Here is a 24,793-nt window from a genome sequence, read left to right as displayed (position 1 = left end):
CGCTGAGGGAGGGCGGCTACCCTCTCTCAGCGTTCCTTTCTGACCCATTCGGCAGCGAAAGTCATAAGACAAGCAATTCCAGGAAGTGTGAAACGGTTTTTCCGTCCGGAATTGCGTCAAAACAAAGAGATAGAGGGATGTCGCGCAAAGGGCTGCCCTCGGGCTTGACCTCAGGGGTGCGCAGCGGCGGGCTTACCTATTTGTAAAGTAGCGGCCATCCTGTCGCAAACTCCGCCGCCTAAGCTCGATCCATCTTCTCTCGAATGAGAGAAATGATCCGGCAAGCCCTACCGCTCCGGATCGTCACCGTTGCCGCTCAGGGCCTAACGGGCCCTTTCGGCATCGCAACGAAACCAAACGGGAAAAACGAACATGAAAAAATCAGTTATCGCAACCGCAATGGTACTGGCCCTTGCATCCTCGACCGGTGCCTTCGCCAAGGCAACCACCGGCACGATCGCAAGCGTCGACAAGAGTGGCGACTCGATCACGCTGTCCGACGGCAAGACGTTCATCTTGCCGGAAGGGATCGAGGCCGAGACGCTCAAGGTCGGTGAAAAGGTCGTTGTCACCTACTCGATCAAGGCCGGCAAGCTGGCGGTTTCGAGCATTCATCAGGCCAAATAAACCAGCAAAACGAGGACCGAGCGCGGGAGCGCGCCTGTGTGGATGCCATAAGAGGCAAGGTGTCCCCACAGCAGGCCCGGTGACGCGTTCGAGGAGCAGCAAAGGAGGAGGGCAGGCTCTTTCCCTGATTAGCAGGTCGGGGGCTCTTCGCGCGAGCCAGTTATCCGATCCCCGCTCAGAAATTCTGCCAAACGTTCCGCCCCTTTACTTCGTACGATCGGAACATTGATTTTTTTGTGGGACCTACAGAATAGCGGCTTGGGTTCTCGCTGAGGTGGGAGGCCTGGTATGAACATTTGGACGAACTGCCGACCCAGCAAAATGACTGCCCACGAGCTTGTTGAAGAGCTGATCTTACAAGCCCGTCGGGGCCAAATCGTCTCCGTCAATGACACTATTGCGGCGGTGCGCCGCGACGGGCCACATCTGGTGGCAAGTGACTGCGAGCTGGTCGCTCTTATTGTTGATGTTGCACCAGCCTTTGGCCTGTTCGTCGCGTTCGATCTTCGGGAATAGCCGCATGGCTCTCCCTGGTTGCCCCCACGTCAGAACCAATACTCCCGACCGGAAGCTGGCCGCATAGCAAGTCCGTCCCTAGGTTCCGCCTATGGCAATCCTTTGGTTCTCACCTCCGGTGTACGTCAAGACGGAGCATGACGGCTTCCGCTACGGGTCCACCACGTTCAGGCTGCGGCCGAGGAACTCGTCTTGTGGACCAAGCGTGGTAAGTGGCAAAAGGCGGAGCGCGCCTGTATGATGCCATCAGCGGCAAGGTGTCTCCACAGCAGGCCCGTGACGCGTTCGAGGAAGCTGCCAAGGAGGAGGGCATGATCTTTCCTGAATAGGAGTTCTCATGGCTCGCCACTGGTTCAACCCTCCGGTCCCCGTCAAGACCGGGCGTCCAGGGGAAATCCGCAACGTCAACAACGCCGAGACAGCCGGCGAGCCATGGAGGAGGGGACATTACTCTCCCAATGACAACTAGCTAACTTGAACTGCGGTAAACGTTCTCTGGCCAACACCGCCTTCGCGAAAGGAGTCCGCCGCCCGTGAGAAAGGCGACGGACCCGAACAGCGGCTGCACATCACGAAGAATCCCGCTGCAACCCCTAAACCCGCGAGGGGCCTACATCGTTCCCTTACAACCTGGGTTGATCGGCAGGCTGGTTCCGCTTTAAGTTTCCTCTATGTCTCGCCATTGGTTCTCCCCTCCGGTCTACGTCAGGACCGACCACCCAGGTGTCCGCGTCGCGATCAGCCGCGTCGAGGGTGCGGCCGAGGAACTCATGAGGTGGACTAACCGGGGACATCGGTGGAACGTTGCGGTACGTATCTGCACGGCCGCGCTGGCCGATAAGGTGTCACCTCAAGTGGCTGGTGAGGCATTCCCGGCTGCTGCAAAAGAGGAGGGGGCGTTACTCCCCCCAATGGCAACCAGCGGACTGTTCTAACCAAGAGGCCCGTCGCCCATGAGAAAGGCGACGGGCCCCAACAGCGGCTGCACATCCAAGAGAAGAACCGAGCGCTGCGAGTTCTAAACCCGCGAGGGCCCACATCGTTCCCTATAACCTGCGTTGGTCGGCAGGCCTGTGCCGCTCTAAGTTCCCCCCATGGCAACCCATTGGTTCTCCCCTCCGGTGTACGTCAGGACCGACGGACCTGGCATCCGGTACGGGGTTAGCCATGTCGAGGGTGCCGCCGAGGAACTCATGAAGTGGACCAAGAGGGGACCGAAGTGGACGCTGGCGGTGCAGTCCTGCAGGAGGCCGCCAAGGAGGAGGGCGTGCTCGTTCTGGAGTAGGAAGCCGCGTGGCACTGTTATCCTCTTCGTAAGGAGGTCGATTGTCCCCGCCGTTCTCGACACTTGCGCCTCTGCGCGTGACACCCCTCATGTGAACTTCATCGCCGAATACGAAAGAGCCTGGGCCGAGAATGTACTCGCTCCATTCATTTCAAATTGTTTCAGAATATTTTTCTAATCGTAAGTGACAATCTTAAAGATAGTTCCGGGTTAGCAATCCACTAACTCTCTGAGCTCGTTATCGCTGAAGTAGCGGGCATTGAAACTGCTACTATGAGGCAAGTATCAAAGGAGAGTGTCATGGCAAATTTCGTCAAGAGTTTCGCCACAGCTTTAGCCGGTGGTGCACTTGTTTTATCTCTATCATTTCCTTCCAGTGCGGCGGGAATTAACGTCGGTGCCGGCGCATCAATTGGCGGCCCAGGCGGCATCAACGCTGGTCTCGGCGCTTCGATCGGCGGTAGTGGCGGCATCAGAGCGGGAGCCGGCGCCTCGATCGGTGGGCGCGGCGGAGTGAATGCCGGCGCTGGTGCTAACATAGGCGGCAGCAGGGGCATTACCGCCGGTGCCGGCGCTAATATTGGCGGCAGGAGTGGTGTCACTGCCGGTGCTGGCGCCAACATAGGTGGCACGAACGGCGTGACCGCTGGGGCAGGCGCTAATATAGGCGGCAGGAGTGGTGTCACTGCCGGCGCAGGCGCAAATGTAGGTGGCGCGGGCGGCGTTACAGCGGGGGTCGGCGCCAACGTTGGTGGCACGGGTGGTGTCGGCGTTGGCGTTGGTGGCGGTGCCGTTCCCGGCACCCCTGGGACTCCCGGAACGCCGGGGACACCTGGAACGCCAGGGACGCCCGGCACCCCGCCGAGCGTTGTTGCTCAGCTGTCCAGCAGCCAGCTGATTCGCATGAAGAAGCGCTGCGCCGACGTGCTCAGCAGCGAAGGCACGTATGACAGCGATCTGCGTCAGCTTTGCATGCTGATCGCGCGCCGCTGAGGAGAGTGCGGCGTTAACGGGAGCGTCGAATCGGCCGTGAGGCTTTGACAACACTCTCCTGGCCTCGCGGCCGGCCCGTCACCCGCAAGGTGGCGGGCTTCTCTTGGTCAGGATCGCAGCGCTGCGGGGCTATCCACCACGCACACCCGTCCATAGATTCGGCACGTTGAGGCGCCGACAGGGTCGTCTTGGGTCATTTCGCAAGACATGGTACCGGGCATGTTCAGTAAGTGATCGTCACCACCACAGTGTGTCGCCTGCGGCGGCACCCGTCCATAGACGGTCAGGTTTTGGGTCGCACCGTCTCCGGTCCCCGGCACCGTGCTTCCCGGGGTCGATGCATCACCCCATGGCTGCAACCGCGCGACATCCTTAAATAGGCCATAGGTGACTGTTTCCGCGCCTTTCGACATTTTGCGCGCTGTTGGCGTGGAGCCGGTGGTGCCTCCATTCAAGGAGACAGTATAGGCGGTAGCCGGCGTGCACGTGACCGACACCTGCCCCGTCGCGTCGACATTTGCGCCTAGCGTTCCCACAGATCCAAAATCGATGTTCTGCATGGCGACCAGGCAGTTGGCCGGTACGATAGCCGTTACGCTAAAGCTTGGCCGCGAGATCGCGCCCGTTCCCGTGCTCACTGGAAGAAGTATACCGGTAGCGAAATTCGACATTGCTACCGGAGAAAGCCGAGAGATAGCTTCCAGGGGCGCCGTTGGTTGGCTGCCAAGGACTGCGCCGTATATGGTTGCGGCCCCTCCGCCGGTTCCAAATGCGTTCAACGTCAACTCAAATGCCGGCGCACCAGCCGGGAACCCCAGAAGTAAGAGCCCCAGACGACACTACGGGCTGAGTCCGAATAAAGCTGATAGTTGAGAACGTTCGAACCACTCAGCAGGCGCTCGAAACTGACCTTGTCGACGGGCGCGCTGGCTCTGAATAAATGACGCGAAAGCTCCTCCACAAGCTGTCTGATCCAACAGGGCTGCCGCGGAACGGCTCTCACCGCGAAGGCAAAAACCGCAAGCTGAAGGACCCGCTCCCCTGACGTTAGCGGCCGTCAGCGATCGAAGAAGGCGCGTCGAAATCTGCGGGCAAGAGTCTTGGGATTCGCTCTCCAGCCACCAGCGCGGTTCGTCTGGACAAGGTCCGATCTACGGAGCGGCGGCGGCGGACCGCCTGAACAGGATAGTTACCTTCGTGCCCTCATTCGGGCTGGAGCTCACATGGAATTGCGCATTGGCGTTTTCGATAAGCGAGCGCGCGATTAGCGCGCCGAGCTTGCCATGCCTGGGCCATGTCTCGCCTGCTGGCAGGCCGATGCCGTCATCGGCAACGACCACACGACACCCGTCACCTTCAACGGTGCTGTGCAGAGTGATCGTGCCGCCTTCGCGTCCTTGAAAAGCATGCTTCAGTGCATTGGTCAGCAGTTCATTCACAACCAGTCCCGCCGGCATGGCGACATTGATCGAAACCGGGTACGAGTCCACGCTCATATCAAGCCGGATACCTTCGGTAGCATGCGACGTCATGACTGCCGAGGCGATCTGACCGAGATAGACGCCGAGATCGACCTCGTCCTTTGGTTCGCCGCCGGAAAGTGCTTGGTAGAGCATCGCGAGGGCATTGACGCGGCCTGCCAGGCGGTCGAAACGCTTTTGGTCAGGCTCTACCGCATTTCGAGCTTCCATTCGGATCAGGGCGGTAATCATTTGCAAATTGTTCTTTACCCTGTGCTGTAGTTCGCGCAGCTGAACGTCTTTTTCACGGATACGCTCCTCGGTCTGGCGGGTGTCAGTCTCGCTGTGGGCCGAAACGTCGACAAGGGCAACGAGGCGAAAACAGACTTTGCCATTGTCTTCCTGAATGAGATTCGAATAGACGTCCACGATAGCGGGCTCATCCTCGCCGCGGTGAAGCCGAAACGTCCCGACGAAATCTGTCTCGTCCGCGAGCGCCTCGGTCAGCGACTGGTCCGCCGGCTCATTGAGACCGCTGGCGGAAAGGACCGCCCAATCCTCCCGAGCAAGCTCTTCCGCCTTTACACCCGACAGCTTCTCGAATTCGGGATTGGCGTAGGCCACACGTTCGTCGCCTCGCAAGTCCGACACTGCGATCGCAATCGGCACTTGATCGAGAAATTTTCTGAACTGTTCGTTTTCCAAAGCATTGGCGAGGTCCGGTACGTCGAGTAGTTGTTCAACGGACTCGGGATTCTCGGGGTCGCTATTCATCGTATGCTGCCGTCCTACAGTCTGGCGAGACAATATCAGCGATGCGGACGCCACGCCATCGCTGAGCGCCGCGTCTCCAAGTAGCGGATGAAATATCTGACGAACGATTGATTGCACGCCCCGCACGCTCGCCTGCGCCGCAGACTTCTGCGCCAGACGCGAGTGAAGCATACCCCGTCCCAAAATCATCCATGGCAATCGTGACACCAAACGACTTTAGCCGACGAAGAACAACGCAGTAGTCGGGTCGCGGATCAGAACCCCTTCAGTGATTTCGAGTTCCAACCGCCCTGGCGAGAGGCCCGTTTCGCCAAACCGGCATCGGCTTCACAATCCTATTTCTGGCCATTCCGGCGCTGACGCCGATCCCGGGGCCGTTCGGCGTGGTTTTCGGCAGCGGGCTCGCGCTGGCCTCGCTCCAGATCGTTGCGGGCAGCCGGAGGGTCGCGCTGCTCCATAGGAGCCGAGCTTGTCGGGGATCATGCGCTTCGGCATCTGGCCCTGCTTCTTCAGTGTCAGCAAGCGGGTCGGGTTGGATGAATTCGCCGGCCGCGCAGACGCTCGCCACGTCTTGCCGAAGTGGACGAGGTGAGGTCGACTGAAGCGCTTTGTCGGGCGCGGCAAATAGAGACGATCAGGGCAAATCGTGACGCATACTGGGTGGATGATACGGAGCCGAGCTGCCCTTGTGCCCGGCTCCTCCGGCTTTGACGGGAACCTACGCAGCGTCACGTGTTAGTTGCCGACGTCGCCGCTCCGGAGCCGCTTCACGCACAAAGCGCGAAGGACCAGAGCCGCATCGGCGTAAGTGATCGCCTTTTCGCCGCCGAAAACCGGTGTATTGCCGACAACCTCTAGGACATCGCCCTCGATGCGCCAAGGAAGAATATCGGTGCGCAGCCGGCCAAAGACTTCTCGTCCGAGCGAGTTCCACGGCCCTCCAAGATCCTGCGCGGTTGCTTGAACTTGATGGTGACCGCTTCGTCGTGCCTGCGGAAAGCCGGCCCTTTGTCAGGAGCATCGCGACAAAGTTCGACAAATATTTCGAAACCGGCAAGGCGGGCGTTCGGTAGCGGTCTGAGCATCGGCTGCAGTCGGATGGGAAGGCTACGTCCCGATCTGAACAGCGCAGATCTTCGACCGTGTCAGGAATCGCTTCTCCCGTCCGTTATCGAGGCAGAACATGCCGCCGCGGCCAGGCACTACGTCGATGATGAGGTCGGTGTGCTTCCAGACCTCGAATTGCGAAGCCCCGATATAGAAGGGCGCGTCGCCGATGTGGCCGAGCAACACATCCTGATCGCCGACGATGAAGCCAGCACGCGGATAGCACATCGGCGAAGACCCGTCGCAGCAGCCGCCGGATTGGTGGAACAGCACTGGTCCGTGCTCGGCAACAATTTCCGCGATCAGTTCAAGGGCTTCCGGCGTCGCCGTAACTTTTTTGCATGCATAGTCTAATCCGGTTTCCAGTCATTATGGGCGCGGCCCCGCGCGGGGCCGCGCCTGTGGGACAAAGATGTGATCAGAAGAAGCCGAGCTTCTTCGGGCTATAGCTGACCAGCATGTTCTTGATCTGCTGATAGTGGTCGAGCATCATCTTGTGTGTCTCGCGGCCGATGCCAGACTGCTTGTAGCCGCCGAAGGCCGCATGCGCGGGATAGGCGTGGTAGCAGTTGGTCCAGACGCGGCCGGCCTGGATCGCACGGCCGAAACGATAGGCACGGTTGCCATCGCGGCTCCAGACCCCGGCCCCGAGGCCGTAAAGCGTATCGTTGGCAATGCTGAGCGCTTCGTCATCGTCCTTGAAGGTCGTGACAGAAACCACCGGCCCGAAGATCTCCTCCTGGAAGATGCGCATTTTGTTGTGTCCCTTGAACACGGTCGGCTTGACGTAATAGCCGCCCGCCAGATCACCAGACAGAACATTGCGGGCGCCACCGGTCAGCACCTCCGCGCCTTCCTGGCGGCCGATGTCGATATAGGACAGGATCTTCTCCAACTGCTCGGACGAGGCCTGGGCGCCAATCATCGTCGCCGGATCGAGCGGATCGCCCTGTACGATCGCCTCGACGCGCTTCAGCGCGCGTTCCATGAACGTATCGTAGATCGATTCATGGATGAGCGCGCGGCTCGGGCAGGTACAGACCTCGCCCTGGTTTAGCGCAAACGTGACGAAGCCTTCGATCGCCTTGTCGAAGAAATCGTCGTCCTCGGCGACAACATCCTTGAAGAAGATGTTTGGCGATTTGCCGCCCAATTCCAGTGTTACGGGGATAAGGTTCTGGCTGGCATATTGCATGATCAGCCGGCCCGTCGTGGTCTCGCCGGTAAAGGCGATCTTGGCAATGCGCGGCGACGACGCGAGTGGCTTGCCCGCCTCGAGACCAAAGCCGTTGACGATGTTGAGCACGCCCGGCGGCAGCAGATCGCCAATACACACAGCGCGCTCTGGGGGCGCGTTCCGGCTATGGCTTTTTTTCCGCGGAAAGGGCCGTTGTGCTTTGTGGCAGGATCTTCACTTCGGTTTCGCGCAAGAGCCCGTCGAGCGTCAGCACCGGCGCGCGCATTGTCATGGCATAGGCGTAGTGAAAGCAATCGAAATTGCTGAGGTAGCGTTGCCAATTCCGTGTTTTTCGGCAACCGCGACGGCATAGGACAGTACTCGCAGCGGCGATCCTGGCTCGCGAAGCGCGATTCTTCTGCTTCCAGCCATTTGACCACGACCGCCTCGGCGGCGCTGTACGGGCAATTCAGCTGGTCCGGCCGGGATAGAACAATAATCGCCTCCCACGCGGCGAGCGTCGATGTGAAGGGGGAGGGCGCTTCCAGCAAGGCGGCTTCATAGCTATCGGCCGTGTCCTCGCCAGCCATCATCGACACGATGGCACAGGCATCCACGAACATTATTCGTCGCCCTGCAGATCGTGATCCAGGTCGTGATAGGCTTCTTGTGGGACCGGCTTTCGATCAGGTTGGAAAGACAGGCCATGTTTTGCCAGAATCTTCTGTGCGGTCTCGCGCGGCCGCTCCTTTTGCATCCGGTTTCGGATTGTCTCACGGAGAGCGGATATCACCGCTTCGGTGATATTGGTGCGGTCGAGGCGGGCAAGCTCCCGCGCCAATTTGTCAGCCTCGTCGTTTCGGATGCTCAAGGTCATATGTGTAGCTCCAATCGCGTATCCATCATTACGCTATCGTGTAGCTTTTTTCAGTGCTCGGTCGCTACGGCGCGGGGCGGCGTAATATTCGACGCTGCGGACATAGTAAATTCGTTTCAGCCGGCGCACCGTCATTGCCTGCCGTTGCTCGGCCGAAGGATGTTCGCAGCTGATGACGACCGTATCTTGTGGCGGCCACGTCTCACCATCGGGCGGTGAGCGATCCCAATCTGTTGGATGCCTTCAACCGCGATGCCGCCGTGCAGAAACGGACCGTGCCTGAAGCTGCAGAGGCAGCGAAAGCTCTGTAGGGAAAGACAGCCGCGACACAATCGCCTGGTGCGCCTTCTCGGCGCATTGCGACGGGCGGACACAGGAGTTCCGATTCTGGTTTCGGATATTCACCGATCTTCAAGCGGGTTCGCCCGATTCCGAAGCGAAAGCAGCGTCGGAGAGAGTTCGTCCAGGCTTTTCCCGATAAGGAAATCATGTTCGACGAGGGAACTGCCTGCTTGTCGAGAGAACGCCGGACCGAAGTCAGCCCGTCAAGGCCAGAGCCGCATCGCTGTGGCGCGTGCTGCGCCAGCCTTGACCGGAAGTTTCCGGCACGGCGGACGCTTGGGACGCAGGCAAACTCCGGTACGAGCGGTACCGCTCTACCCCTCGGGGTACATTACTCCGGCAATTCGTCGCCCTTGATCGGCGCCTTCCCTTTGCCGGCCCGTTTCAGGATATGCAGCGCCTTGGGAAGGTCGGCACGGGCGGCGCGTTCCTGAAAGTAACTTTCCGTGCGCAGCGCCGAAAGCTTTTCAGCGACTGCCACGTTAATGAACTGGTTGAGCGGCACGCCTTCGCTCTCCGCCACCTTGCGCGCCTCATCCAGAAGCGAGAGCTGAAGCCGCAGTGCGAAATTGCTTCTCCTCATGTCTTTCTCTCCAATCGTCTCAGCGCCTCACCCGGCGACAGGACCATGATACCGAAGCGCTCGGCCACCTTGCCGAAGTCGCGTAAGTTGAACGTCACTATAGCATCCGCCCGTCCGTTGACCGCCGCTTCCAGCACCATATCGTCGTTCGGGTCGCGAATGGCCGGTCGCCAGAGGAAGACAAGGCGAACCGGCTCGGCGACGGCCGCCATGGCATCTAGCAACGCGCTCACATCCTCAGCCGACAGGCCGGAAGCCTCAAGGTGCTCGGGCCTTGTCATGACCGCCTGGTACTCGATCATCAACGGCACCGAAGCGATGAGCGTCAGCCGGCGCTCCAAAGCCGCCACCAACAGTTGGCGCGAGGCGCCAGCGTCACTTCGGATCGCCGCCACCATGGTCGCCGTATCGAGAAGCAGTCTCATGCAGGCATATTGGATATCGCGTGCGATATTGCAAGAGGACCGAGCTTTTCGTAAATTGCCTGGCTTGGGAATTCCAAATCGCAGTGCTCAAGTATTTGCACGCCACACTACGACAGCGCGGCAACTGAACTTGTCTTGCTGATCATCACGCCGCTCAATGCCCTCGATACACACAGAAGAGCGGGCATGCCATGCTGAACGAGGCCAAACCTGGGAACGACAAGATTACAGGGCTGACATGTCGGCACGAGATATGGTTGATCGGCGGATGACCTCGACCACGAAGTCCAGATAGGCGGCCTTGTCCATGAGCATTAGCCGATCATTTGGCGCGGGCCCAGAATGCTCCTGTACGCGCTCCCAGAGGCGTTCCCGCATCTCCCGGTTCAAGGTGATAAAGTCGCTCCCGACATAGCGGCCTGTGCCACGCTCGGCCATTAGGGCGAAAGCCGGCTTTCCGGGTTCACGCTCGACGCCGAGCAACTCGTATTCATCGATGCTGTAAGCCTTGGTCTTGAGCCAAGCCGTCGAATTGCCGCTCCGGTATTTGCTGTCCTTGCGCCTCGACACCATGCCTTCGAGCCCCGCCTGGTCTATCAGGTGGGAAGATCGCCTTAGCCTCGCCGGGAAGCGCCTGGCTGAATTGGATACGGCCACCGTCCGGGATCATCTCGGCAAGGATCTCGCGGCGGTCCTCCAGCGCCATGTCGCGCAGGTCGTGACCATTGAGATGCAGAAGATCGAAGGCGACGAACAGAGGTCGTGCTGGCGTCGGGTGATGGCTTTCCGCAAGGCTCCGAAGTCAGACAGGCCAGTCTCGTTCAATACGACGATCTCACCGTCGATGATGGCGCTTTCCACGTCCAGTTCAGCGGCGGCCTTTGCGAGGGCGATGCCGATGGCGAAACTGTCCGAACGCGACACGATCACGATGACTGGCGAGGTGACGCTTGTTCATGATGACGGGACCGGCACGGTTCGGCTTCACGGCTACGACGTTCCGTGACGGCGCGCGGGGAACGCCTCGCAGAAATACCGGACCTCTCCACCGCGTCCGCCCTCGGCAATCGCGACAGCATGCTTGGCTTTCGACACATCGACACCGACGTAAAAAACGTTATCTTGCTCCATGGCTCGTCCTTTCTTCGCTTGGGGCTCGGCTCGGCACTCCCGAGCAACCCCCGTTTGCTTAACAGCTGCAAAGACTAAGGGCGGGCGGCCGCTCAGACCACGGTCATAACGTCTAATAGCCATCGCAACCTTACCCGCCAAATCGTCCTTGTTGCGCCAATATTGACGAGCTTCTTTTCATATACCTTTCGGAATCTCTCGAGTTTGGCCTTTTTATCGAACTCGACCTTTTCCGCGGCCCACGTCTTGCGAGCACCGCCTTCGAGCAAAAACGCCACCGGTAGACACGCCTTGGGCGACGGCGTACTCGTACTCCTCTGGGTGTAGTTCTACCCTTCAACACTGAGCCGTACCGCTCTGCTACGATGAGTACGTAGTAGTCGCTGTCATCGATGCGCCGCTTGATGTAATCCCATTGAGTGTCGTCGCTGGCTTGGAATGCCTCCATCCCACAGGAATATGCCCGAGGTTAAGAACGGACTCGATGACCGACCGTCTTTCGTCCACCAAATCGGCGTAGGTCGAGCTGACGAAGATCTGGTATTTAACGTCCATGCGGCTTCACCCTTCGATCCGCCCTTGTAAGTCTGCAAGCAGGCTGGGGATAACGCCGTGCCCGCATCAAGAAGCCGAGTCATGATTCTTGCAAGGGGTGAAGCGATCAAAGCCCGACCCACGCGCTGGCACGCTAGGTTGCCCGGTTTGCCGGAAGGAATAATCACTTGCGGCCGAGGAGCATGAAACGTGCGGTGCCCCCCGCCGCAGCGACAGCCTTCGCTATTCCTTCTTGTCGACCAGCGCCCGTAGTGCCGAGACGTCATGCAGCAATAACCTGCTGCCGCGCTTTTCGATCAGGCCTCTCTTGGCGAGGTCGCTCATTTCGCGCGAGACCGCTTCCCTGTGCGTGCTCATCGTTGCCGCCAGCTCGGAATGCGTCGGTGCCGGGCTTATGGACACCTCGCCGTCCACGAGTGCGGCTTTCTCCGCCCGATGCAGGAGCTCGACGATCAGCCGTTTTCGCACGACCAGAGTGCTGTATTCGAATACCCGCTCGGTCATGCGCCGGAGCTGGGCAGACAGATGCTCAAGCAGCATCCAGGCAAAAGTCGGGTGGGTCATCACGATATCCCGGAATGCTGTGCCGGACAGCCGTGCAGCGCGAGTTGCCTCCAGCGCGACTACGCTGGCAGAGCGTGCAATCCCGTCAATGCCTCCGAGCTCCCCGAAAATGTCGCCCGGTTCGACATCGCGATACGCTATCTCCCTGCCGTCCGCTGAAACCAGTGTCACGCGAGCCCGTCCTTCCAGCAGGAAGAAGACATCGCGACCAGTGTCGCCGTGGGAAATGATTAGCTCGTTGTGTCGATAGCTGCGCTCGTGCCACCGTTTGGTCAGCGCGGCGAGGTCGGCATCGCAAAGTCTTGAGATGAAGGCCAGAGAGCCTGTCACAACGGTCTCTTGTTCAATCAAGTGTACTTCACCTTACTCCCTATCCAAGGATATTTGATGGCCGCAGGCCCCGCTTTCCGGGATGCAAACTGGGAGCGGATTTCGCCAATGTTTTCCCCGGTGTGGGAATTCCCACAGCCGAGCCTGGTTCGACTGTCATATCCTTGTTGCAACATCAGGCCCGCCGGCTCGTGTGAAAGCCGGCGAAGGGAAAGGGAACAGTCATGAAATTCTTGGCTCCCGTCACAAAACTTGCTGCGGGGTTTCGCAAATTCGTCGCGGCGCGCTACCGCCCGGAGCTTTATTACATGCGTGGCCCGGGGCCAGCCACCGCCCGCCGTATGGGCACGCCGCGGCAAAACCAATCCATCGACCACTACGCCTAATTTGCCTCGCGGACGGCTGACGCTCTCGCCCGGAGTGCCGTTCGCGCCGTTCCGTACCGGTCAATTCAGATCAATGAAGGGACGATCTGATCATGGTTATAATTCATGCTGCCGCCATTGGTCCATTTCGCAGGTGGTTACGCCTCCGCGCCGAGCGAAAAGCTCTCTTGTCGGCAACGGACCAGTTGAGCCGTTTACCCGATGACGTCCTTGGCGACATCGGCATCTCACGTGACGAAATCATGTGCGATTTGCGAAGCCGCGCCATCCGTCATGCGGAGGCAGGCGCGGCCGGCACGACGATCGAGCGCACCAGGATCGCTTCGGCCTCGATCCCGAAACGGTTGGCCGCCGGCAGTGGCTACACCTCGGCCGAGATCCCCTTTGGCTGGTCCACGAGCGCGCGATCGAGCCTTACATCGGCTTCGACAAGCAGCGGCGCGCGGACGGGACCTTCGAACGGCACTACACCTGCGACCCCAAGGACTGAATGTTGACCGACGGGAGCTGGGGAGGATCTCAAAATGATCATGTCAGTTGTTAAGTCCCTCGCGCCTGTGACGCTCGGCACCGTGCTGATCGCAATCAGTCCGGCTTCATTGTCGGCTTCTGACGCTCAGGACCTCGCGTTCGCTCACGCTGACATGCCAATCAAACAGCTGAAAGACGTCTATTTGGATTGCGAGCGGGGAGGCCGCCGGTGCGCTGGGGACGGAAGACGTGATGTACTGTTCGATGCGTGAGTTCCGACTAGGCGCGCGATAGCAGTTTGCGCATAATCAACGATGCATGGCCTTCTGCACCGTGCGACGCGGCCCTGCGATCGACCACTTCGAACATGTTTGGACCGCGCATTTCGCCGATCAGCGCAGTAACCAACCCGCGGAGTTCCGCGAGCGACAGCCTTCAAACGAATCAGTCGGTGGTAGCGTCACGCATAGGGTGAATCACGAACGCGCTCGCCTGCAAACCCCTTCGCCCGGAAATCTGCCCCGGTTACGCGGTTCGCCAGCAGACTGAGAAGGAGCGGCTTCAGCCGATCGCCGATGCTATTTGTTATCTTTGTGCCGAATGGCAGCTTTGCGCCCCGATTTCGGCAGTTCGACTATATCGTTCGAACTGCCGAAAGCTGTCGGGGCTCCGGCCCTCTCAAACCCTCCGCCGCCGTTGTCGCGCATGTGCCGCATGCCACCTGCCGTGCTTTCAGCGAGCGACCTTACCTCCAGTCCGGAACCTAGCAGTCGCCCAACTGGTTCAACCTTCCGCCACGGCTGGGCAGAGGAGGGCGTGCAAAACGGTAGGCGCGACTAAGAAACGGTCGCGGTTCGAGTCGGTAGAGGGATACCGCCGATACAGTGCTGTAACCGAGTTCGTTTGCTGACGGGACTTCTTAATCGGCGCAAATAGGTCCGACTCTAACCTCCGCAACCAGTTCCAGCATAAATCACTAATAGTCACGATCTGATCAAAGCCCCGCCGGAAAAAACGGCAAGGCATTTCCCACGGCAGGTTTGGCGAAGCGCGGAAGGGCACTCTGCCGCCCAGAGTAAGCGGCCTGCACGCGAGAGGGACCCTTTTCCAAGCGCGGTGTTCGAATCCCTCCCTCTCCGCCATACGACATTGTTTACGTTGATAAAAATACAAGAATAGATTGCGCGTCCGCCATAAAGCCCGCCAACCGAAAAAGGCGTATTCGCGGCACGTCAGCTTACGACACAAATATGCGGGGTTGATGCTTCGAGCTGGGAGATGGCAGAGATCAACTTCGGCTTCGCTAAGCGAAGTCGTGGGATTCATGCGACAGCGGAATTAGGATATGCGACGAGCACCCCGTGCCGGGTCAACCTCGCCGTCGGGAAGTACCGATCGGTGCGGAACCGAGCGGATTCACGCTTGTCGGCAGCGGACGGCGGCGGTGGCGGTCAGCATCCGAGCAGGCTCCCAATTAGCGAGACAAACGTCCAGAGCGGAGGGACTTCGCCAGCCTGAACGACCGCTCTCCTCGGCTTAGTCAAGCATACCTACGGAATGATGCGCCTGGCCGGTGACAAATGAATCTCTGCTGGCCTCCGATGATATGGGGAGGCGCTCGCAAATCGCGCCCTACGCGCGGGTTGATCGGTTGATCAACATCAAAGCTTGAATATGAGAAATGCGCTAACTGTGACGGCGGTGGTCACGGTGGCTCGAGTGTCAGCAGATGTGGTAAGGTTGAGTGTCGGCGAGTAGCAGAGGTCCAGAAACAATGACTTTGAGGCGAACCAGAGCTTACGGCGCATCCGGCTTGGTTCTAGCGGTTTGCACTGTGTTTGCTTGGCAGAACGCCACTGCTGCTCACAATTGCGACGCAGCCGCGACGCCTGGCGTCAATTGGCACGAGTGTGACAAGAAGCTTCTCATCCTAGAAGGACAAGACCTGAGCGGGGCGAACCTGTTCGGTGTTGATTTCACTTCGACCGACCTCAGGAACAGCAATCTCCTTGCAACAAATCTTGAGAAGGCAACGCTTGTGCGTGCTTCCCTGGCCGACTCGACCGCCAAAGGCGCCCGGTTCGACAGAATCGAGGCCTACAGGACCGACTTCAGCCGTATGGACGCGCAGGGCGCTGTGTTTGCGAGCGCGGAAATACAGCGCTCGAATTTCCAGGGCGCCAATCTGACCAATGTTGATTTCACAAAGGCAGAATTGGGGCGTGCGCAGTTCCATGACGCCGATATCAGCGGCAGCCGCTTCTCGTTTGCCAATCTCGCACGGGCGGACTTCCGAGGAGCGACGTTCACCGCGCCGATAGACTTTGACCGCGCCTTTTTCTTTCTGACCCGTATCGAGGGCGTCGATCTTTCCAATTCGGCGGGTCTGTCCCAGTGGCAGCTCAACATGGCTTGCGGAGACGCCCGGACCGAGTTGCCTTCTGGCTTGACGAGGCCTGAAGATTGGCCCTGTCAATTCCAGCAGGAATAGTTGTCGGCAAGCGAACTGTGCAATGCTGCACCCGACAGGATTTGAACCTTTAACTTCTGCCTTCGCGAGAGGAACTCGCCATGGCTACCCTGTCGACCGATGCACCAATCTCTCCGCTTCGCCAGCGCATGCAGCACGACATGCTCATGCGTGGCCTGGGCTCCCATACCCAGCAGGACTACGTTCGTCACGTCCGGCGCTTCGCTGTGTTCCTTGGCCGCTCGCCCGACACTGCGACGGCTGAGGACATCCGTCGATTCCAGCTGCATCAGCATGAGAGCGGCGTCGGCTCTGCGACGATCAATGGCGCGGTCTCGGCACTGCCGTTCCTGTCCCTCGTGACGCTGAAGCGTCGGGATCTGGCGCGTGCGCTGGTGATCATGAGGTGTCAGCGCAAGCTGCCCGACGTGCTGAGCGTGGAGGAAGCGGCGCGGCTGCTCGAAGCCGCATCCAGCATCAAGGCATCAAGTACATGGCGGCACTTGGCGTCGCCTATGGCGCGGGCCTGCGCGTGTCCGAAGTCGCGCAACTCAAGATCGACGACATCGACTCGACACGCATGCTTATCTGCGTCGAACAGGGCAAGGGACGCAGTGCCGCGCGACAATCAAGTTGAGAGCGCGTGTTGCCTTGATTGTCGCGCGGCAAAGACGAGAGCCGCGTCCGTAAAGACCTTTCGTGTGCACTGTGTGTGCATTGAGAGATGTGATGTGGCCAAATGGCTTTCGGTCGCGGCGGCGCAATCGTAAAATAGGTTATGTCTGAGTAAGCTCCGTCTGACGAAATACTCAGTCTTTCCGACCGGGCATTGGACGGACTGAAGCAGAAAAAAGATAATGAAATGGATAAGATAGAGCGGCATCTTGCTCTTGCTCCTACGATGGACTGGATGAACGTGGCGATCAACATCTTTCGGATACATTCGTGATTGCGGCGCAGCAGCCGCCAAGGCTCAGATAACAGGACATCTGTTTAGAAAACAAAACATCAGATGTGATATCCGGCAGTCGACGTGCTATGGCTCCAGAGCAGAAGGAACTTGCGCCATGGCACGCTCGACCGCTCAAAGCGCTTTGCGCTATCCACTCACCATTATGCTCGGCACCGACGCAAGCGTGAGATTGCTCCGGGAATTATCCCGGCACGGCGGCTTGCTTTCTTCACCATTGCTTGCGGCTCGTAGCGGGCTTGCGAGGGCAAGCGTGTGGTCTGCTCTCGCAACCTTGGAGGGGATTGGCATCGTATCTTCAGAGGGAACGGGCAGGGCTCGTCTTTATCGGTTGAATGATCGCCATCCACTGGCGACATCACTGGAAGCCCTCTTTGAGCAGGAGGCGCTTAGGTATTCCAACATTCGCGCTTTAGTCACTGAGGCGGTCTCCGCAGTTCGGCCGAACGTACTCGCGGCCTGGATTTACGGCAGCGTGGCGAGGGGCGAGGACCGTCCAGACAGCGATCTCGACATCGCAGCGGTTACGCCATCCGAAAAGCTAGAAAGCGCGCTCCAAGAGATCCGTGAGGCACTGGTGACCCACGGTGAAGAGCTTGGCTTCAATCCCTCGGTGGTGGGACTCACTCCGCAGGATGTAACGAGGCTGTCGAGCACGGGAGACCCTTGGTGGGGCGGCGTCGAAGCAAATGCCCTGCTCGTCTTGGGTCCACGCCCGGACGAACTCGCAACAAAAACTCGCCAGAAGGCGTTGGCATGACCAGAAGAGGTGCGACGAAAGTAGTCGAGACAGGCTTTGGCGAGGAGCGATTGCGCATCGCCCGCTCATATTTGAAGGCTGCCCGTTTGGAGGTGCAATGTCTGAAACGGGTAACATCGGCAATCCGGCTATGTCGCAGATCGTGAATGCGGCAATAGCATACGCCGTGCGCTCACTGCCCGATTTGCAGGAACGATCAACCGCGCGGATCATGCGGCCGTGGTGAAAACCATGCGCGATGCGCTTGGAAATCGCCTTCCTGCAGCGCAGGCCAGCCGGTTGCGGAGCATTCTCCATGAGAAGGACGAAGCTCAATACGGAATCAGGGCAAAATCACTACCCGAAGCCGAGAGCTTGCTCGACAAGTTGGAAAAGTTCGCGGAGTGGGCGGAAAAAGAACTGGAAGTCTGATCAGCAATGGAGGCGGCATGTCGCTTATGGCGACCTGAATGTTACTTCAGCAGTTTGATCAGCACTGTGAAAGCCGCGTCGATGTCAGCGCGAACCGCGGCCCGGACAGCTTCCGCGTTGCGGTCTCGCAGCGCTGCAAACATCTGCTGATGGTGCTGGTTGGCGGTCGAATAGTTTCCAGAATCGTGCAGCATGTTGAAATAGGGACTGATCTGCAGCCACAGGTTCTCGATGATGTTGAGCATGTTTTCCGAACCCGCGGCTCGATAGATGGAGAAATGAAAGGCGTAGTTGGCCCTGAGGTAGGATTTGACGTCGCCGGCGGCATTGGCCTGTTCGAGTGCGTCCAGATGCTGGCGCAGCAGCGCCACGCTGGGATCGTCCATTCGCTCGGCCGCCCATGCGGCGGCGATCGCCTCGATCTCAAACCTGACGTTCCTGAGATCGATGAGTCGCGCGCGGCTTAATGCCGGGATACCGATCGAACGGCCAGAAACCACCATCAATGCGTTGGCGGCGCTCAGACGCCGCAGTGCCTCGCGAACCGGCATCGGGCTGACGCCGAAAGCGTCTGCGAGGCTCTGCACCGTCACCATTTCACCTGGAACGATACTGCCGTCGAGGATCAACTCGGTGACGTGCCGGTAGACCCTGTCCTGCAGGGTTTCCCTGGACAGCGGCGTAATCTCGACGCCCGGCTTCCTGAATGCCGCCCCAGCCATCTGTGCCTACCTTTCCCCAAACGGCGACGCTCTTGTCCTACCCGGCGCCTGTGCCCGGAATGCAAGGTTCGGATTGCCGCGTCAAGCGCCGGCGTATCCGGCTTTTACCCATTAGCATTTCATCATTGATCTTTGATCAAATCATGATACGGTCAGCTGCGTCGAATGACAAGGAGCACGTTTCGTGCCCTTGGGAGGCATTTGGTCGTCTGAATTGGGAGGAGTTTCGAATGGGTATCGGATCGAAAGCCCGGCGGCTCGCGCTGCTTGCCGGCATGGCTGTTTGCGCCTTTGGGATGTCGGCGGCCGAGGCGGCCGGAAAGCACAAAATATTTCTCAGCATGAGCTTCATCGGCAATGATTGGCAGGCCGAGGCCGCCAACATGGTCAAGGCGATGGCGTCGCACAAGAGCATGGCCGACAAGGTCGACCTCCAGGTTCAGGTGGCCGGGCCGAACGCACAGCGCCAGATCCAGCAGATCAACGCGATGGTGCAGGCAGGTGCCGAAGCCATCGTGATCTTCCCGATCTCGCCGACAGCGCTCAACCAGGTGGTGAAGAACGCCTGCGACAAGGGGGTAAAGGTGTTTGCCTACGATGCCGAGATCACAGAGCCCTGCGCCTACAACGTCCATATCGATCAGGAAGAGGCTGGCCGCGTGACGGCGGAGTGGCTGGTCAAGAAGCTCAATGGCAAGGGCAACATCATCGCAGTGACCGGCGTTCCCGGCACCTCGGTCGACGATCTGCGCACCAAGGCCGCAAAGGAGGTGTTTGCCAAGCATCCCGACATCAAGATCGTGGGCGAGGCTGTCGGTATGTGGAGCCAGGCGGTGGCCCGCACCGAACTTTCCAAGATATTGGCGACGCGCAGCTGGGACGACATAAATGGGCTGTGGATGCAGGTCGGCTGCTTCACCGCCAATTCCATGCAGCTCGAGGCCGGCAAGAAGAGCAGCGAACTGCTGCCTTGCGCCGGCGAGGGCTCCAATGGCGGGCGCATCCAGATGCTGCCGGAGGGCACGGAGGTCGAGGGCGCAGCCTCTCCCTATGCGCCGCTCGGCGCGCCGCGTATCTCCTATGCATCGCCGCCCTATTCCGGCGCGCTTGCCCTTAAGCTTGCAGTCGAGGCACTTGACGGCAAGGAGGTTGCCAAGAAGACGATCCTGCCACTGCCGGTCGTCACCAACGACACGATAAAGCTTTGTAACGAAGGCACCTGGGCAGAGATGAAGGCTGGCTGTAACGCCTTCAAACCGTCGCTGGTCTCCAACCCCGGCTGGTTCGCCTCGATCTTCTCCGACCAGACACCTGAAATCGGTCTCGCGGCCGCCCTTGTCGGCCAGCCCGAGGAGTAAGGCTCTCCGAATGGGGCGTGGGGTGCTTTGGAGGCCCTCCCACGCACCCCGTGCAGGCCGGGACTGGGATCATGATGTCAGCGCAATCGACAGCTGTCGGCATAGAGGGCGTCCGCAAGGCGTTTGGTGCGACGGTCGCCCTCGATGGCGTCTCCTTTGAGATCGTTTCGGGCAGCGTGCACGCGCTGCTCGGCGAAAACGGTGCCGGCAAGTCGACGCTCGTCAAGCTGCTGTCGGGACTGGTGCGGCCCGACGAAGGGCAAATCACCGTTCTTGGTGAACCGGCGCCACTCGGTTCGCCGCGCGCCGCGCACGCCAAAGGCGTGCAGACAGCCTTCCAGGAAATGACGCTGGTGCGCGATCTCAGCGTTCTCGACAACATGCTGCTGCCCTACGCGCCTGTCGGCTCGAGCGGCCTGATCAGGCGGGCGAGCGCGCGCAGGGCGGTGCGCCAGCACATTTCAGATCTCGGCTTTTCGGTCGATCTTGATGCCGAGGTCGCAACCCTCGATCTCGCCGTCCGCCAGAAGATCGAAATCGCGCGCGCGCTCTATCGCAAGCCGCGCATCCTCCTGCTCGACGAACCGACCTCGACGCTGTCGGGCGGCGATGTCGAATGGCTGGGCGGCATCATCGCGCGACTTAAGGCCGCCGGCACGACGGTCGTGTTCATCACCCACCGCATGCGAGAGGTGCGGGCCTTCTGCGACACGCTGACCATTCTCAGAAACGGCCGTCACATCGTGACGGCGCCGGTGGCCGACGTCCCGGATGGAGAAGTGATCGAAAAGATCATCGGTCGCAGCATCGCCCAGACCTTTCCGCCGAAACCCGAAAGCGAGGCGGTCTTCGGTCCGCCGGTGCTCGGCGTACGCGATCTCAAGGCCGGCATGAAGCTCGACGGCGTCGGTTTCGACCTCCGCAAGGGCGAGATTCTCGGCATTGCCGGGCTTCAGGGCATGGGCCAACTCGACCTGTTCCTCGCCTGCTTCGGCATGGCCGAGATCGAGCGCGGCCATATCCTGGTCGACGGGCGCGAAGTGTGGCTCGGCTCGCCCGCCGATGCGCTCAAGCCCAATATGGCGATCGGGCTGGTGCCGGAGGACCGCAAGACCGAAGGCCTGTTCCTGAAGCTCTCGGGCCGGCAAAACGTATCGCTGCCGGTCGTCGCGCGTTTTACCCGATTTGGCCTGATCAGCAGGCACGAGGAGGCGCAGGCCGTCCAGTCCGCCTTCTCGGCGGTCGAGGTCGACCACCGCGCCATGTGGACGAGGGCGGGGGCGTTTTCGGGCGGTAACCAGCAGAAGATCGCCATCGCCAAATGGCTGGTCGCCGAGAGCCGCATCCTGCTGCTCTTCGACCCAACCCGCGGCATCGACGTCGGCACCAAGCACGAGCTCTATGTGATGATGCGCGACTTTGTGGCGGCCGGCGGCTCGATCCTTCTGCATTCAACCGAAATTCCCGAGCTGGTCCATCAATGCGACCGAGTGCTCGTCCTCTATGACGGTCACTTGGTGGCGGAGCTTGCCGGCAACCACATCACGGAAGGCGCGATCATGCGACCGGCGCTGGGGCAAGGCGAGTTGGTCCGGGAGGCGGCGGAATGAGCGTGACGAGTTTGCCCGCCGCGGCACCGGCCGCGACATTGACGCGGCTTCTCGCGCGGCACAGCGGCGCGATCATCGCGGCGATCGTCTTTGCGGTGCTCCTGCTTATCGTCGATCTGGTCAGTGCCGGGCGGCTCACCTATTTCGACATTTCGTTTCTCTCCAGCGGCGGCGCCACCTCGGCACTGGCGGCGGTCGGCCAGACGGTGGTCATCCTGTCCGGCGGTTTCGACCTGTCCGCCGGCGCGGTGATCTCGCTGGTCAATGTCGTCCTGGCAAAAGGTATGGATCCGATGGCGACCGGCTCCAGTGTCGCGCTGTGGACCTTGGCCGGAATTGGTGTCGGCATGCTGGTCGGCGCCTTTAACGGCTTCTTCATTGCCGTCCTGCGCATGCAGCCTATCGTCGTCACGCTGTCGACCATGTTCATCCTGCAGGGGGTAACGCTGCTGGTCATGGACAAGCCGGGCGGCTTCGTCTCGCCCGATCTTGGCGCCTTCTATCTCGGTGATGCTATCGCCGGCTGGATACCGATGCCGCTGGTGGTCATCGGCGTCGTCCTGCTCGCCTGGTTCTGGCTCAAAGGCACACGCTTCGGGACCGCGCTTTATGCCGTCGGCAGTGATCCGGACGCGGCCGCTTCGGTCGGCGTGCGCGTCGTTCTCGTGCGCTTCCTGGTCTATGTCATAGCCGGCGGCTGCTACGGGCTCGCCGGCGTCTTCATCAGCGCACAGACGGGCAGCGGCGATCCGCTCGTCGGTAACCCGTTGTTGCTGTCGATGTTCGCGGCGGTCGTCGTCGGCGGTACAAGGCTGGGCGGCGGTCAAGGCGGGCCGGTTGGCACCGTCTTCGGCGCCTACATCCTGATGATGGTCGTCAACATCCTGCTCGTACTCAACGTCTCGGCCTATTATTCGACGATCGCCGAGGGCACGATCCTGATCCTTGCCGTGCTTGCCGGCTCGCTGTCGTATGGCTCCGTGCTCGCCCGCCAACTGCGTGCGCTGCGGGCGCGGTTGGCCGCATGGCGCGCCGGAATGCTGCCCTCGCAGATCGATCGCACCGACCGGCGGCTGAGGATCGCGCGTGGCAGCACCGACGATCAGCAGGCGCCGCAGCCGGCCTTCCATATACGCAATGCCGAGACGCTGCGTTATGCGCTGCCGGCCTATGTCTGCCTGGCCGTCGTCGTGATCGTCACCCAGATCTGGCTCGGACGCGCCATCGTCAACGTCACCTACTGGAACTCGCTTTTCGTGCTGTCGAGCTTCCTCGCCGTCCTCGCGCTTGGGCAAGGCAGCGTAATCCTCACCGGCGGGCTCGACCTGTCGGTGCCGTGGACGATCGGTCTCTCGGGCATCCTGCTTGCCGGCATGGTCAACGGCTCGGATGGTGCACTTGCCTATGCGCTGCCGGCGGTGCTGCTCACAGCTTGCCTGATCGGTTTTGCCAACGGCATCGGCATCGTCTTCCTCGGCATTTCGCCTATCGTGATGACGCTGGCCACCAACGGCATTCTGCAAGGCGTCGCGCTGCTTTACTCGCAGGGTACGCCGGCCGGCTTCTCCTCGCCGATGCTGCGCTGGTTCATGACCGGGAAGGTATTCGTTGTGACGCCGGTGGTGCTGTTCATGATCACCTTCGTCGCGTTTGCTGTGCTGCTGCTTGGCCGCACCCCTTTCGGCCGCCGGGTTTATGGCATCGGCAACAGCCTGCGCGCGGCCCAGCTCTCCGGCATCGCGGTCGGGCGCACGCTCATCCTCGTCTATGTGCTGTCGGCGGTCTGCGCGGGGCTCGTCGGCATCATGCTGACCGGCTTTTCCGGCCAGGCCAGCCTCGGCATGGGCGACGATTATCTGCTGCCCTCGATCGCCGTAGTCGTCGTCGGCGGTGCGCTGATCACCGGCGGGCGCGGCCACTATCTCGGCATGCTGGGGGGCGTGCTGCTTTTGACGGCGTTGCAGATGCTGCTCGCCGGCACGACGCTGCCTTACGCGACGCGGGCGATCCTGTTCGGGCTGGTGGTGCTCGCTGCGGTCATGGCGCTGCGCGAAAGGCGAATTCAATGAAAGGAATGGAATAATGAGCTCCAGCGCACCGGCATCGGCGGACGAATTCCTGACAGGGCTCAAAGGCCAACGCGTGCTGGTCACGGCGGGTGCCGGCGGCATCGGCTTTGCTATTGCCGAGACGCTGTCGGGGCTCGGCGCGCGTGTCGTGATCTGCGACATTTCCGACGAGGCGCTGGCCGCCGCTCCAGAGAGGCTCACACTCGCCGGCGCAGTCAAAGCGGACGTTTCACGCGACGACGATGTCGACCGGCTGTTCGAGACCATAAAGGAGAAGCTCGGCGGGCTCGACGCCCTGATCAACAATGCCGGCATTGCCGGGCCGACCGGCGGGGTCGATGAGATCGATCCGGCAGACTGGCGGCGCTGCATAGATATCTGCCTGACCGGCCAGTTCCTGTGCGCGCGCCGTGCCGTGCCGCTGATCAAGGCGGCGGGCGGCGGCTCGATCGTTTCGATGTCTTCGGCCGCCGGCCGCCATGGCTACGCGTTCCGCACGCCGTACTCGGCTGCCAAGTTCGGCGTTGTCGGCCTGACCCAGAGCCTTGCCAAGGAACTCGGACCGCATGGGATCAGGGTCAATGCCATCTTGCCCGGCATCATCGAAGGGCCGCGCATCGACAAGGTCATTGCCGACCGGGCAAAGCAGCTCGGCGTTTCAAACGAGGAGATGACACAACGCTATCTGCAGAACATCTCGCTGCGCCGCATGACCAGTCCATACGATGTCGCGGCGATGGTGGCCTTCCTGCTTTCCGATGCGGGCATCAACATTTCCGGCCAGTCGCTCGGCGTCGACGGCAACGTCGAGACACTCTGA

General features: G+C 60.5%; 28 protein-coding genes and 7 pseudogenes. 19 read left to right on the top strand and 16 right to left on the bottom strand.

The genetic code is table 11. From position 1 onward, the window contains the following. Positions 1-372 precede the first annotated feature (372 nt). From NKH33_RS30620 to NKH33_RS30600, 5 genes are all read left to right on the top strand, one after another. Positions 373-627 (top strand): DUF1344 domain-containing protein, encoded by a 255-nt coding sequence (locus NKH33_RS30620; protein WP_352542757.1) that lies wholly within the window; start codon positions 373-375, stop codon positions 625-627. 288 nt (positions 628-915) lie between these two features. Further along, positions 916-1,143: a hypothetical protein gene (locus tag NKH33_RS30615; protein ID WP_352923086.1), complete on the top strand. Its 228-nt coding sequence runs from the start codon at positions 916-918 to the stop codon at positions 1,141-1,143. Between the two features lie 212 nt (positions 1,144-1,355). After that, on the top strand, positions 1,356-1,472 hold the full coding sequence (locus NKH33_RS30610; protein WP_352923083.1) for a DUF982 domain-containing protein: 117 nt from the start codon (positions 1,356-1,358) through the stop codon (positions 1,470-1,472). Positions 1,473-1,814: 342 nt separating this feature from the next. Beyond that, positions 1,815-2,078: a DUF982 domain-containing protein gene (locus tag NKH33_RS30605; RefSeq protein WP_352923081.1), complete on the top strand. Its 264-nt coding sequence runs from the start codon at positions 1,815-1,817 to the stop codon at positions 2,076-2,078. A 650-nt stretch (positions 2,079-2,728) separates the two neighbouring features. Next, on the top strand, positions 2,729-3,421 hold the full coding sequence (locus tag NKH33_RS30600; RefSeq protein WP_352542754.1) for a hypothetical protein: 693 nt from the start codon (positions 2,729-2,731) through the stop codon (positions 3,419-3,421). Positions 3,422-3,528: 107 nt separating this feature from the next. Here NKH33_RS30600 and NKH33_RS30595 read toward each other — a convergent pair whose 3' ends face one another. From NKH33_RS30595 to NKH33_RS30580, 4 genes and pseudogenes are all read right to left on the bottom strand, one after another. After that, positions 3,529-3,981 carry a Csu type fimbrial protein gene (locus NKH33_RS30595; RefSeq protein WP_352923079.1) on the bottom strand — a complete coding sequence of 151 codons (453 nt, stop codon included), beginning with the start codon at positions 3,979-3,981 and terminating at the stop codon, positions 3,529-3,531. A 221-nt stretch (positions 3,982-4,202) separates the two neighbouring features. After that, on the bottom strand, positions 4,203-4,382 hold the full coding sequence (locus tag NKH33_RS30590) for a spore coat protein U domain-containing protein (RefSeq protein ID WP_352923077.1): 180 nt from the start codon (positions 4,380-4,382) through the stop codon (positions 4,203-4,205). A 190-nt stretch (positions 4,383-4,572) separates the two neighbouring features. Beyond that, a complete protein-coding gene (locus NKH33_RS30585) occupies positions 4,573-5,655 on the bottom strand; it encodes a sensor histidine kinase (RefSeq protein ID WP_352923094.1) in 1,083 nt (360 codons plus the stop codon). A gap of 157 nt (positions 5,656-5,812) precedes the next feature. After that, positions 5,813-5,964, bottom strand: a pseudogene (locus NKH33_RS30580) (EAL domain-containing protein); the annotation flags it as partial. Between the two features lie 5 nt (positions 5,965-5,969). Between NKH33_RS30580 and NKH33_RS30575 the strand changes: the two are divergent. Further along, a pseudogene (locus NKH33_RS30575) lies at positions 5,970-6,107 on the top strand (exopolysaccharide biosynthesis protein); the annotation flags it as partial. Here NKH33_RS30575 and NKH33_RS33335 read toward each other — a convergent pair. Then, positions 6,100-6,183, bottom strand: a pseudogene (locus NKH33_RS33335) (IS6 family transposase); the annotation flags it as partial. The pseudogenes NKH33_RS30575 and NKH33_RS33335 overlap by 8 nt on opposite strands. Positions 6,184-6,554: 371 nt before the next feature. Here NKH33_RS33335 and NKH33_RS30570 point away from each other — a divergent pair. Next, positions 6,555-6,728 (top strand): annotated as a pseudogene (locus NKH33_RS30570) (coproporphyrinogen III oxidase); the annotation flags it as partial. A 34-nt stretch (positions 6,729-6,762) separates the two neighbouring features. On the opposite strand, the gene NKH33_RS30565 reads toward NKH33_RS30570, so the two are convergent. The 4 genes and pseudogenes from NKH33_RS30565 to NKH33_RS30550 all read right to left on the bottom strand — a co-directional run bounded on the left by NKH33_RS30565 (position 6,763) and on the right by NKH33_RS30550 (position 8,816). Continuing rightward, complete coding sequence (locus NKH33_RS30565; protein ID WP_352923092.1) at positions 6,763-7,128, bottom strand: DUF779 domain-containing protein; 366 nt, start codon at positions 7,126-7,128, stop codon at positions 6,763-6,765. 52 nt (positions 7,129-7,180) lie between these two features. Beyond that, positions 7,181-8,092: pseudogene (gene adh / locus NKH33_RS30560) on the bottom strand (aldehyde dehydrogenase); the annotation flags it as partial. Between the two features lie 368 nt (positions 8,093-8,460). Further along, positions 8,461-8,529, bottom strand: a pseudogene (locus NKH33_RS30555) (type II toxin-antitoxin system VapC family toxin); the annotation flags it as partial. A gap of 32 nt (positions 8,530-8,561) precedes the next feature. Further along, a complete protein-coding gene (locus tag NKH33_RS30550) occupies positions 8,562-8,816 on the bottom strand; it encodes a type II toxin-antitoxin system VapB family antitoxin (protein WP_352923076.1) in 255 nt (84 codons plus the stop codon). Positions 8,817-9,147: 331 nt separating this feature from the next. On the opposite strand from NKH33_RS30550, the gene NKH33_RS33330 reads away from it, so the two are divergent. Beyond that, positions 9,148-9,297 (top strand): Y4oE-related protein, encoded by a 150-nt coding sequence (locus NKH33_RS33330; protein WP_502906641.1) that lies wholly within the window; start codon positions 9,148-9,150, stop codon positions 9,295-9,297. Positions 9,298-9,489: 192 nt separating this feature from the next. Here NKH33_RS33330 and NKH33_RS30545 read toward each other — a convergent pair whose 3' ends face one another. The 6 genes and pseudogenes from NKH33_RS30545 to NKH33_RS30520 form a co-directional block, all read right to left on the bottom strand. Continuing rightward, the gene (locus NKH33_RS30545) at positions 9,490-9,741 is read right to left on the bottom strand and encodes a hypothetical protein (RefSeq protein WP_023722511.1); all 252 of its coding nucleotides are present in this window, start codon (positions 9,739-9,741) and stop codon (positions 9,490-9,492) included. Then, positions 9,738-10,166: a putative toxin-antitoxin system toxin component, PIN family gene (locus NKH33_RS30540; RefSeq protein ID WP_352923074.1), complete on the bottom strand. Its 429-nt coding sequence runs from the start codon at positions 10,164-10,166 to the stop codon at positions 9,738-9,740. The genes NKH33_RS30545 and NKH33_RS30540 overlap by 4 nt, the downstream gene beginning before the upstream one ends. 225 nt (positions 10,167-10,391) lie before the next feature. Continuing rightward, positions 10,392-10,739, bottom strand: coding sequence for a hypothetical protein (locus NKH33_RS30535; protein ID WP_352923096.1), 348 nt, complete (start codon positions 10,737-10,739; stop codon positions 10,392-10,394). Continuing rightward, a complete protein-coding gene (locus NKH33_RS30530; protein WP_352473169.1) occupies positions 10,657-10,872 on the bottom strand; it encodes a hypothetical protein in 216 nt (71 codons plus the stop codon). The genes NKH33_RS30535 and NKH33_RS30530 overlap by 83 nt, the downstream gene beginning before the upstream one ends. A gap of 555 nt (positions 10,873-11,427) precedes the next feature. Further along, positions 11,428-11,852 (bottom strand): annotated as a pseudogene (locus tag NKH33_RS30525) (DUF4062 domain-containing protein). A 222-nt stretch (positions 11,853-12,074) separates the two neighbouring features. Beyond that, entirely contained in the window at positions 12,075-12,746 is a 672-nt protein-coding gene (locus tag NKH33_RS30520; protein ID WP_029356805.1) for a Crp/Fnr family transcriptional regulator, read from the bottom strand. A gap of 224 nt (positions 12,747-12,970) precedes the next feature. On the opposite strand from NKH33_RS30520, the gene NKH33_RS30515 reads away from it, so the two are divergent. The 7 genes from NKH33_RS30515 to NKH33_RS30480 all read left to right on the top strand — a co-directional run bounded on the left by NKH33_RS30515 (position 12,971) and on the right by NKH33_RS30480 (position 18,214). Continuing rightward, positions 12,971-13,132 (top strand): hypothetical protein, encoded by a 162-nt coding sequence (locus NKH33_RS30515; RefSeq protein WP_352923072.1) that lies wholly within the window; start codon positions 12,971-12,973, stop codon positions 13,130-13,132. 244 nt (positions 13,133-13,376) lie between these two features. After that, positions 13,377-13,622, top strand: a complete 246-nt coding sequence (locus NKH33_RS30510; RefSeq protein WP_352542936.1) for a hypothetical protein — start codon at positions 13,377-13,379, stop codon at positions 13,620-13,622. Positions 13,623-13,656: 34 nt separating this feature from the next. Beyond that, positions 13,657-13,875, top strand: a complete 219-nt coding sequence (locus NKH33_RS30505) for a hypothetical protein (protein ID WP_352542932.1) — start codon at positions 13,657-13,659, stop codon at positions 13,873-13,875. Between the two features lie 1,502 nt (positions 13,876-15,377). After that, positions 15,378-16,094 carry a pentapeptide repeat-containing protein gene (locus tag NKH33_RS30500; protein WP_352923069.1) on the top strand — a complete coding sequence of 239 codons (717 nt, stop codon included), beginning with the start codon at positions 15,378-15,380 and terminating at the stop codon, positions 16,092-16,094. Positions 16,095-16,174: 80 nt separating this feature from the next. Then, positions 16,175-16,843 carry a phage integrase N-terminal SAM-like domain-containing protein gene (locus tag NKH33_RS33325; protein WP_502906782.1) on the top strand — a complete coding sequence of 223 codons (669 nt, stop codon included), beginning with the start codon at positions 16,175-16,177 and terminating at the stop codon, positions 16,841-16,843. A 297-nt stretch (positions 16,844-17,140) separates the two neighbouring features. After that, positions 17,141-17,803, top strand: coding sequence for a nucleotidyltransferase domain-containing protein (locus tag NKH33_RS30485; protein ID WP_352923067.1), 663 nt, complete (start codon positions 17,141-17,143; stop codon positions 17,801-17,803). Between the two features lie 231 nt (positions 17,804-18,034). Further along, positions 18,035-18,214, top strand: coding sequence for a hypothetical protein (locus NKH33_RS30480; protein ID WP_352503780.1), 180 nt, complete (start codon positions 18,035-18,037; stop codon positions 18,212-18,214). 41 nt (positions 18,215-18,255) lie between these two features. Here the strand turns inward: NKH33_RS30480 and NKH33_RS30475 are convergent, their stop codons facing one another. Continuing rightward, a complete protein-coding gene (locus NKH33_RS30475) occupies positions 18,256-18,936 on the bottom strand; it encodes a GntR family transcriptional regulator (protein WP_352473177.1) in 681 nt (226 codons plus the stop codon). Between the two features lie 230 nt (positions 18,937-19,166). Here NKH33_RS30475 and NKH33_RS30470 point away from each other — a divergent pair, with 230 nt between their 5' ends. From NKH33_RS30470 to NKH33_RS30455, 4 genes are all read left to right on the top strand, one after another. Beyond that, entirely contained in the window at positions 19,167-20,294 is a 1,128-nt protein-coding gene (locus tag NKH33_RS30470; RefSeq protein WP_352542536.1) for a sugar ABC transporter substrate-binding protein, read from the top strand. A 71-nt stretch (positions 20,295-20,365) separates the two neighbouring features. Continuing rightward, complete coding sequence (locus NKH33_RS30465) at positions 20,366-21,904, top strand: sugar ABC transporter ATP-binding protein (RefSeq protein ID WP_352923065.1); 1,539 nt, start codon at positions 20,366-20,368, stop codon at positions 21,902-21,904. Then, complete coding sequence (locus NKH33_RS30460; RefSeq protein WP_352923062.1) at positions 21,901-23,973, top strand: ABC transporter permease; 2,073 nt, start codon at positions 21,901-21,903, stop codon at positions 23,971-23,973. The genes NKH33_RS30465 and NKH33_RS30460 overlap by 4 nt, the downstream gene beginning before the upstream one ends. A 13-nt stretch (positions 23,974-23,986) precedes the next feature. Next, a complete protein-coding gene (locus NKH33_RS30455) occupies positions 23,987-24,793 on the top strand; it encodes an SDR family oxidoreductase (RefSeq protein WP_352923060.1) in 807 nt (268 codons plus the stop codon).

The sequence above is a fragment of the Mesorhizobium sp. M1182 genome (genome assembly GCF_040318335.1).
Lineage (GTDB): Bacteria > Pseudomonadota > Alphaproteobacteria > Rhizobiales > Rhizobiaceae > Mesorhizobium.
The sequence above is the reverse complement of the archived record's forward strand: the minus strand, read 5'-3'. Positions and strand labels throughout refer to the sequence as shown.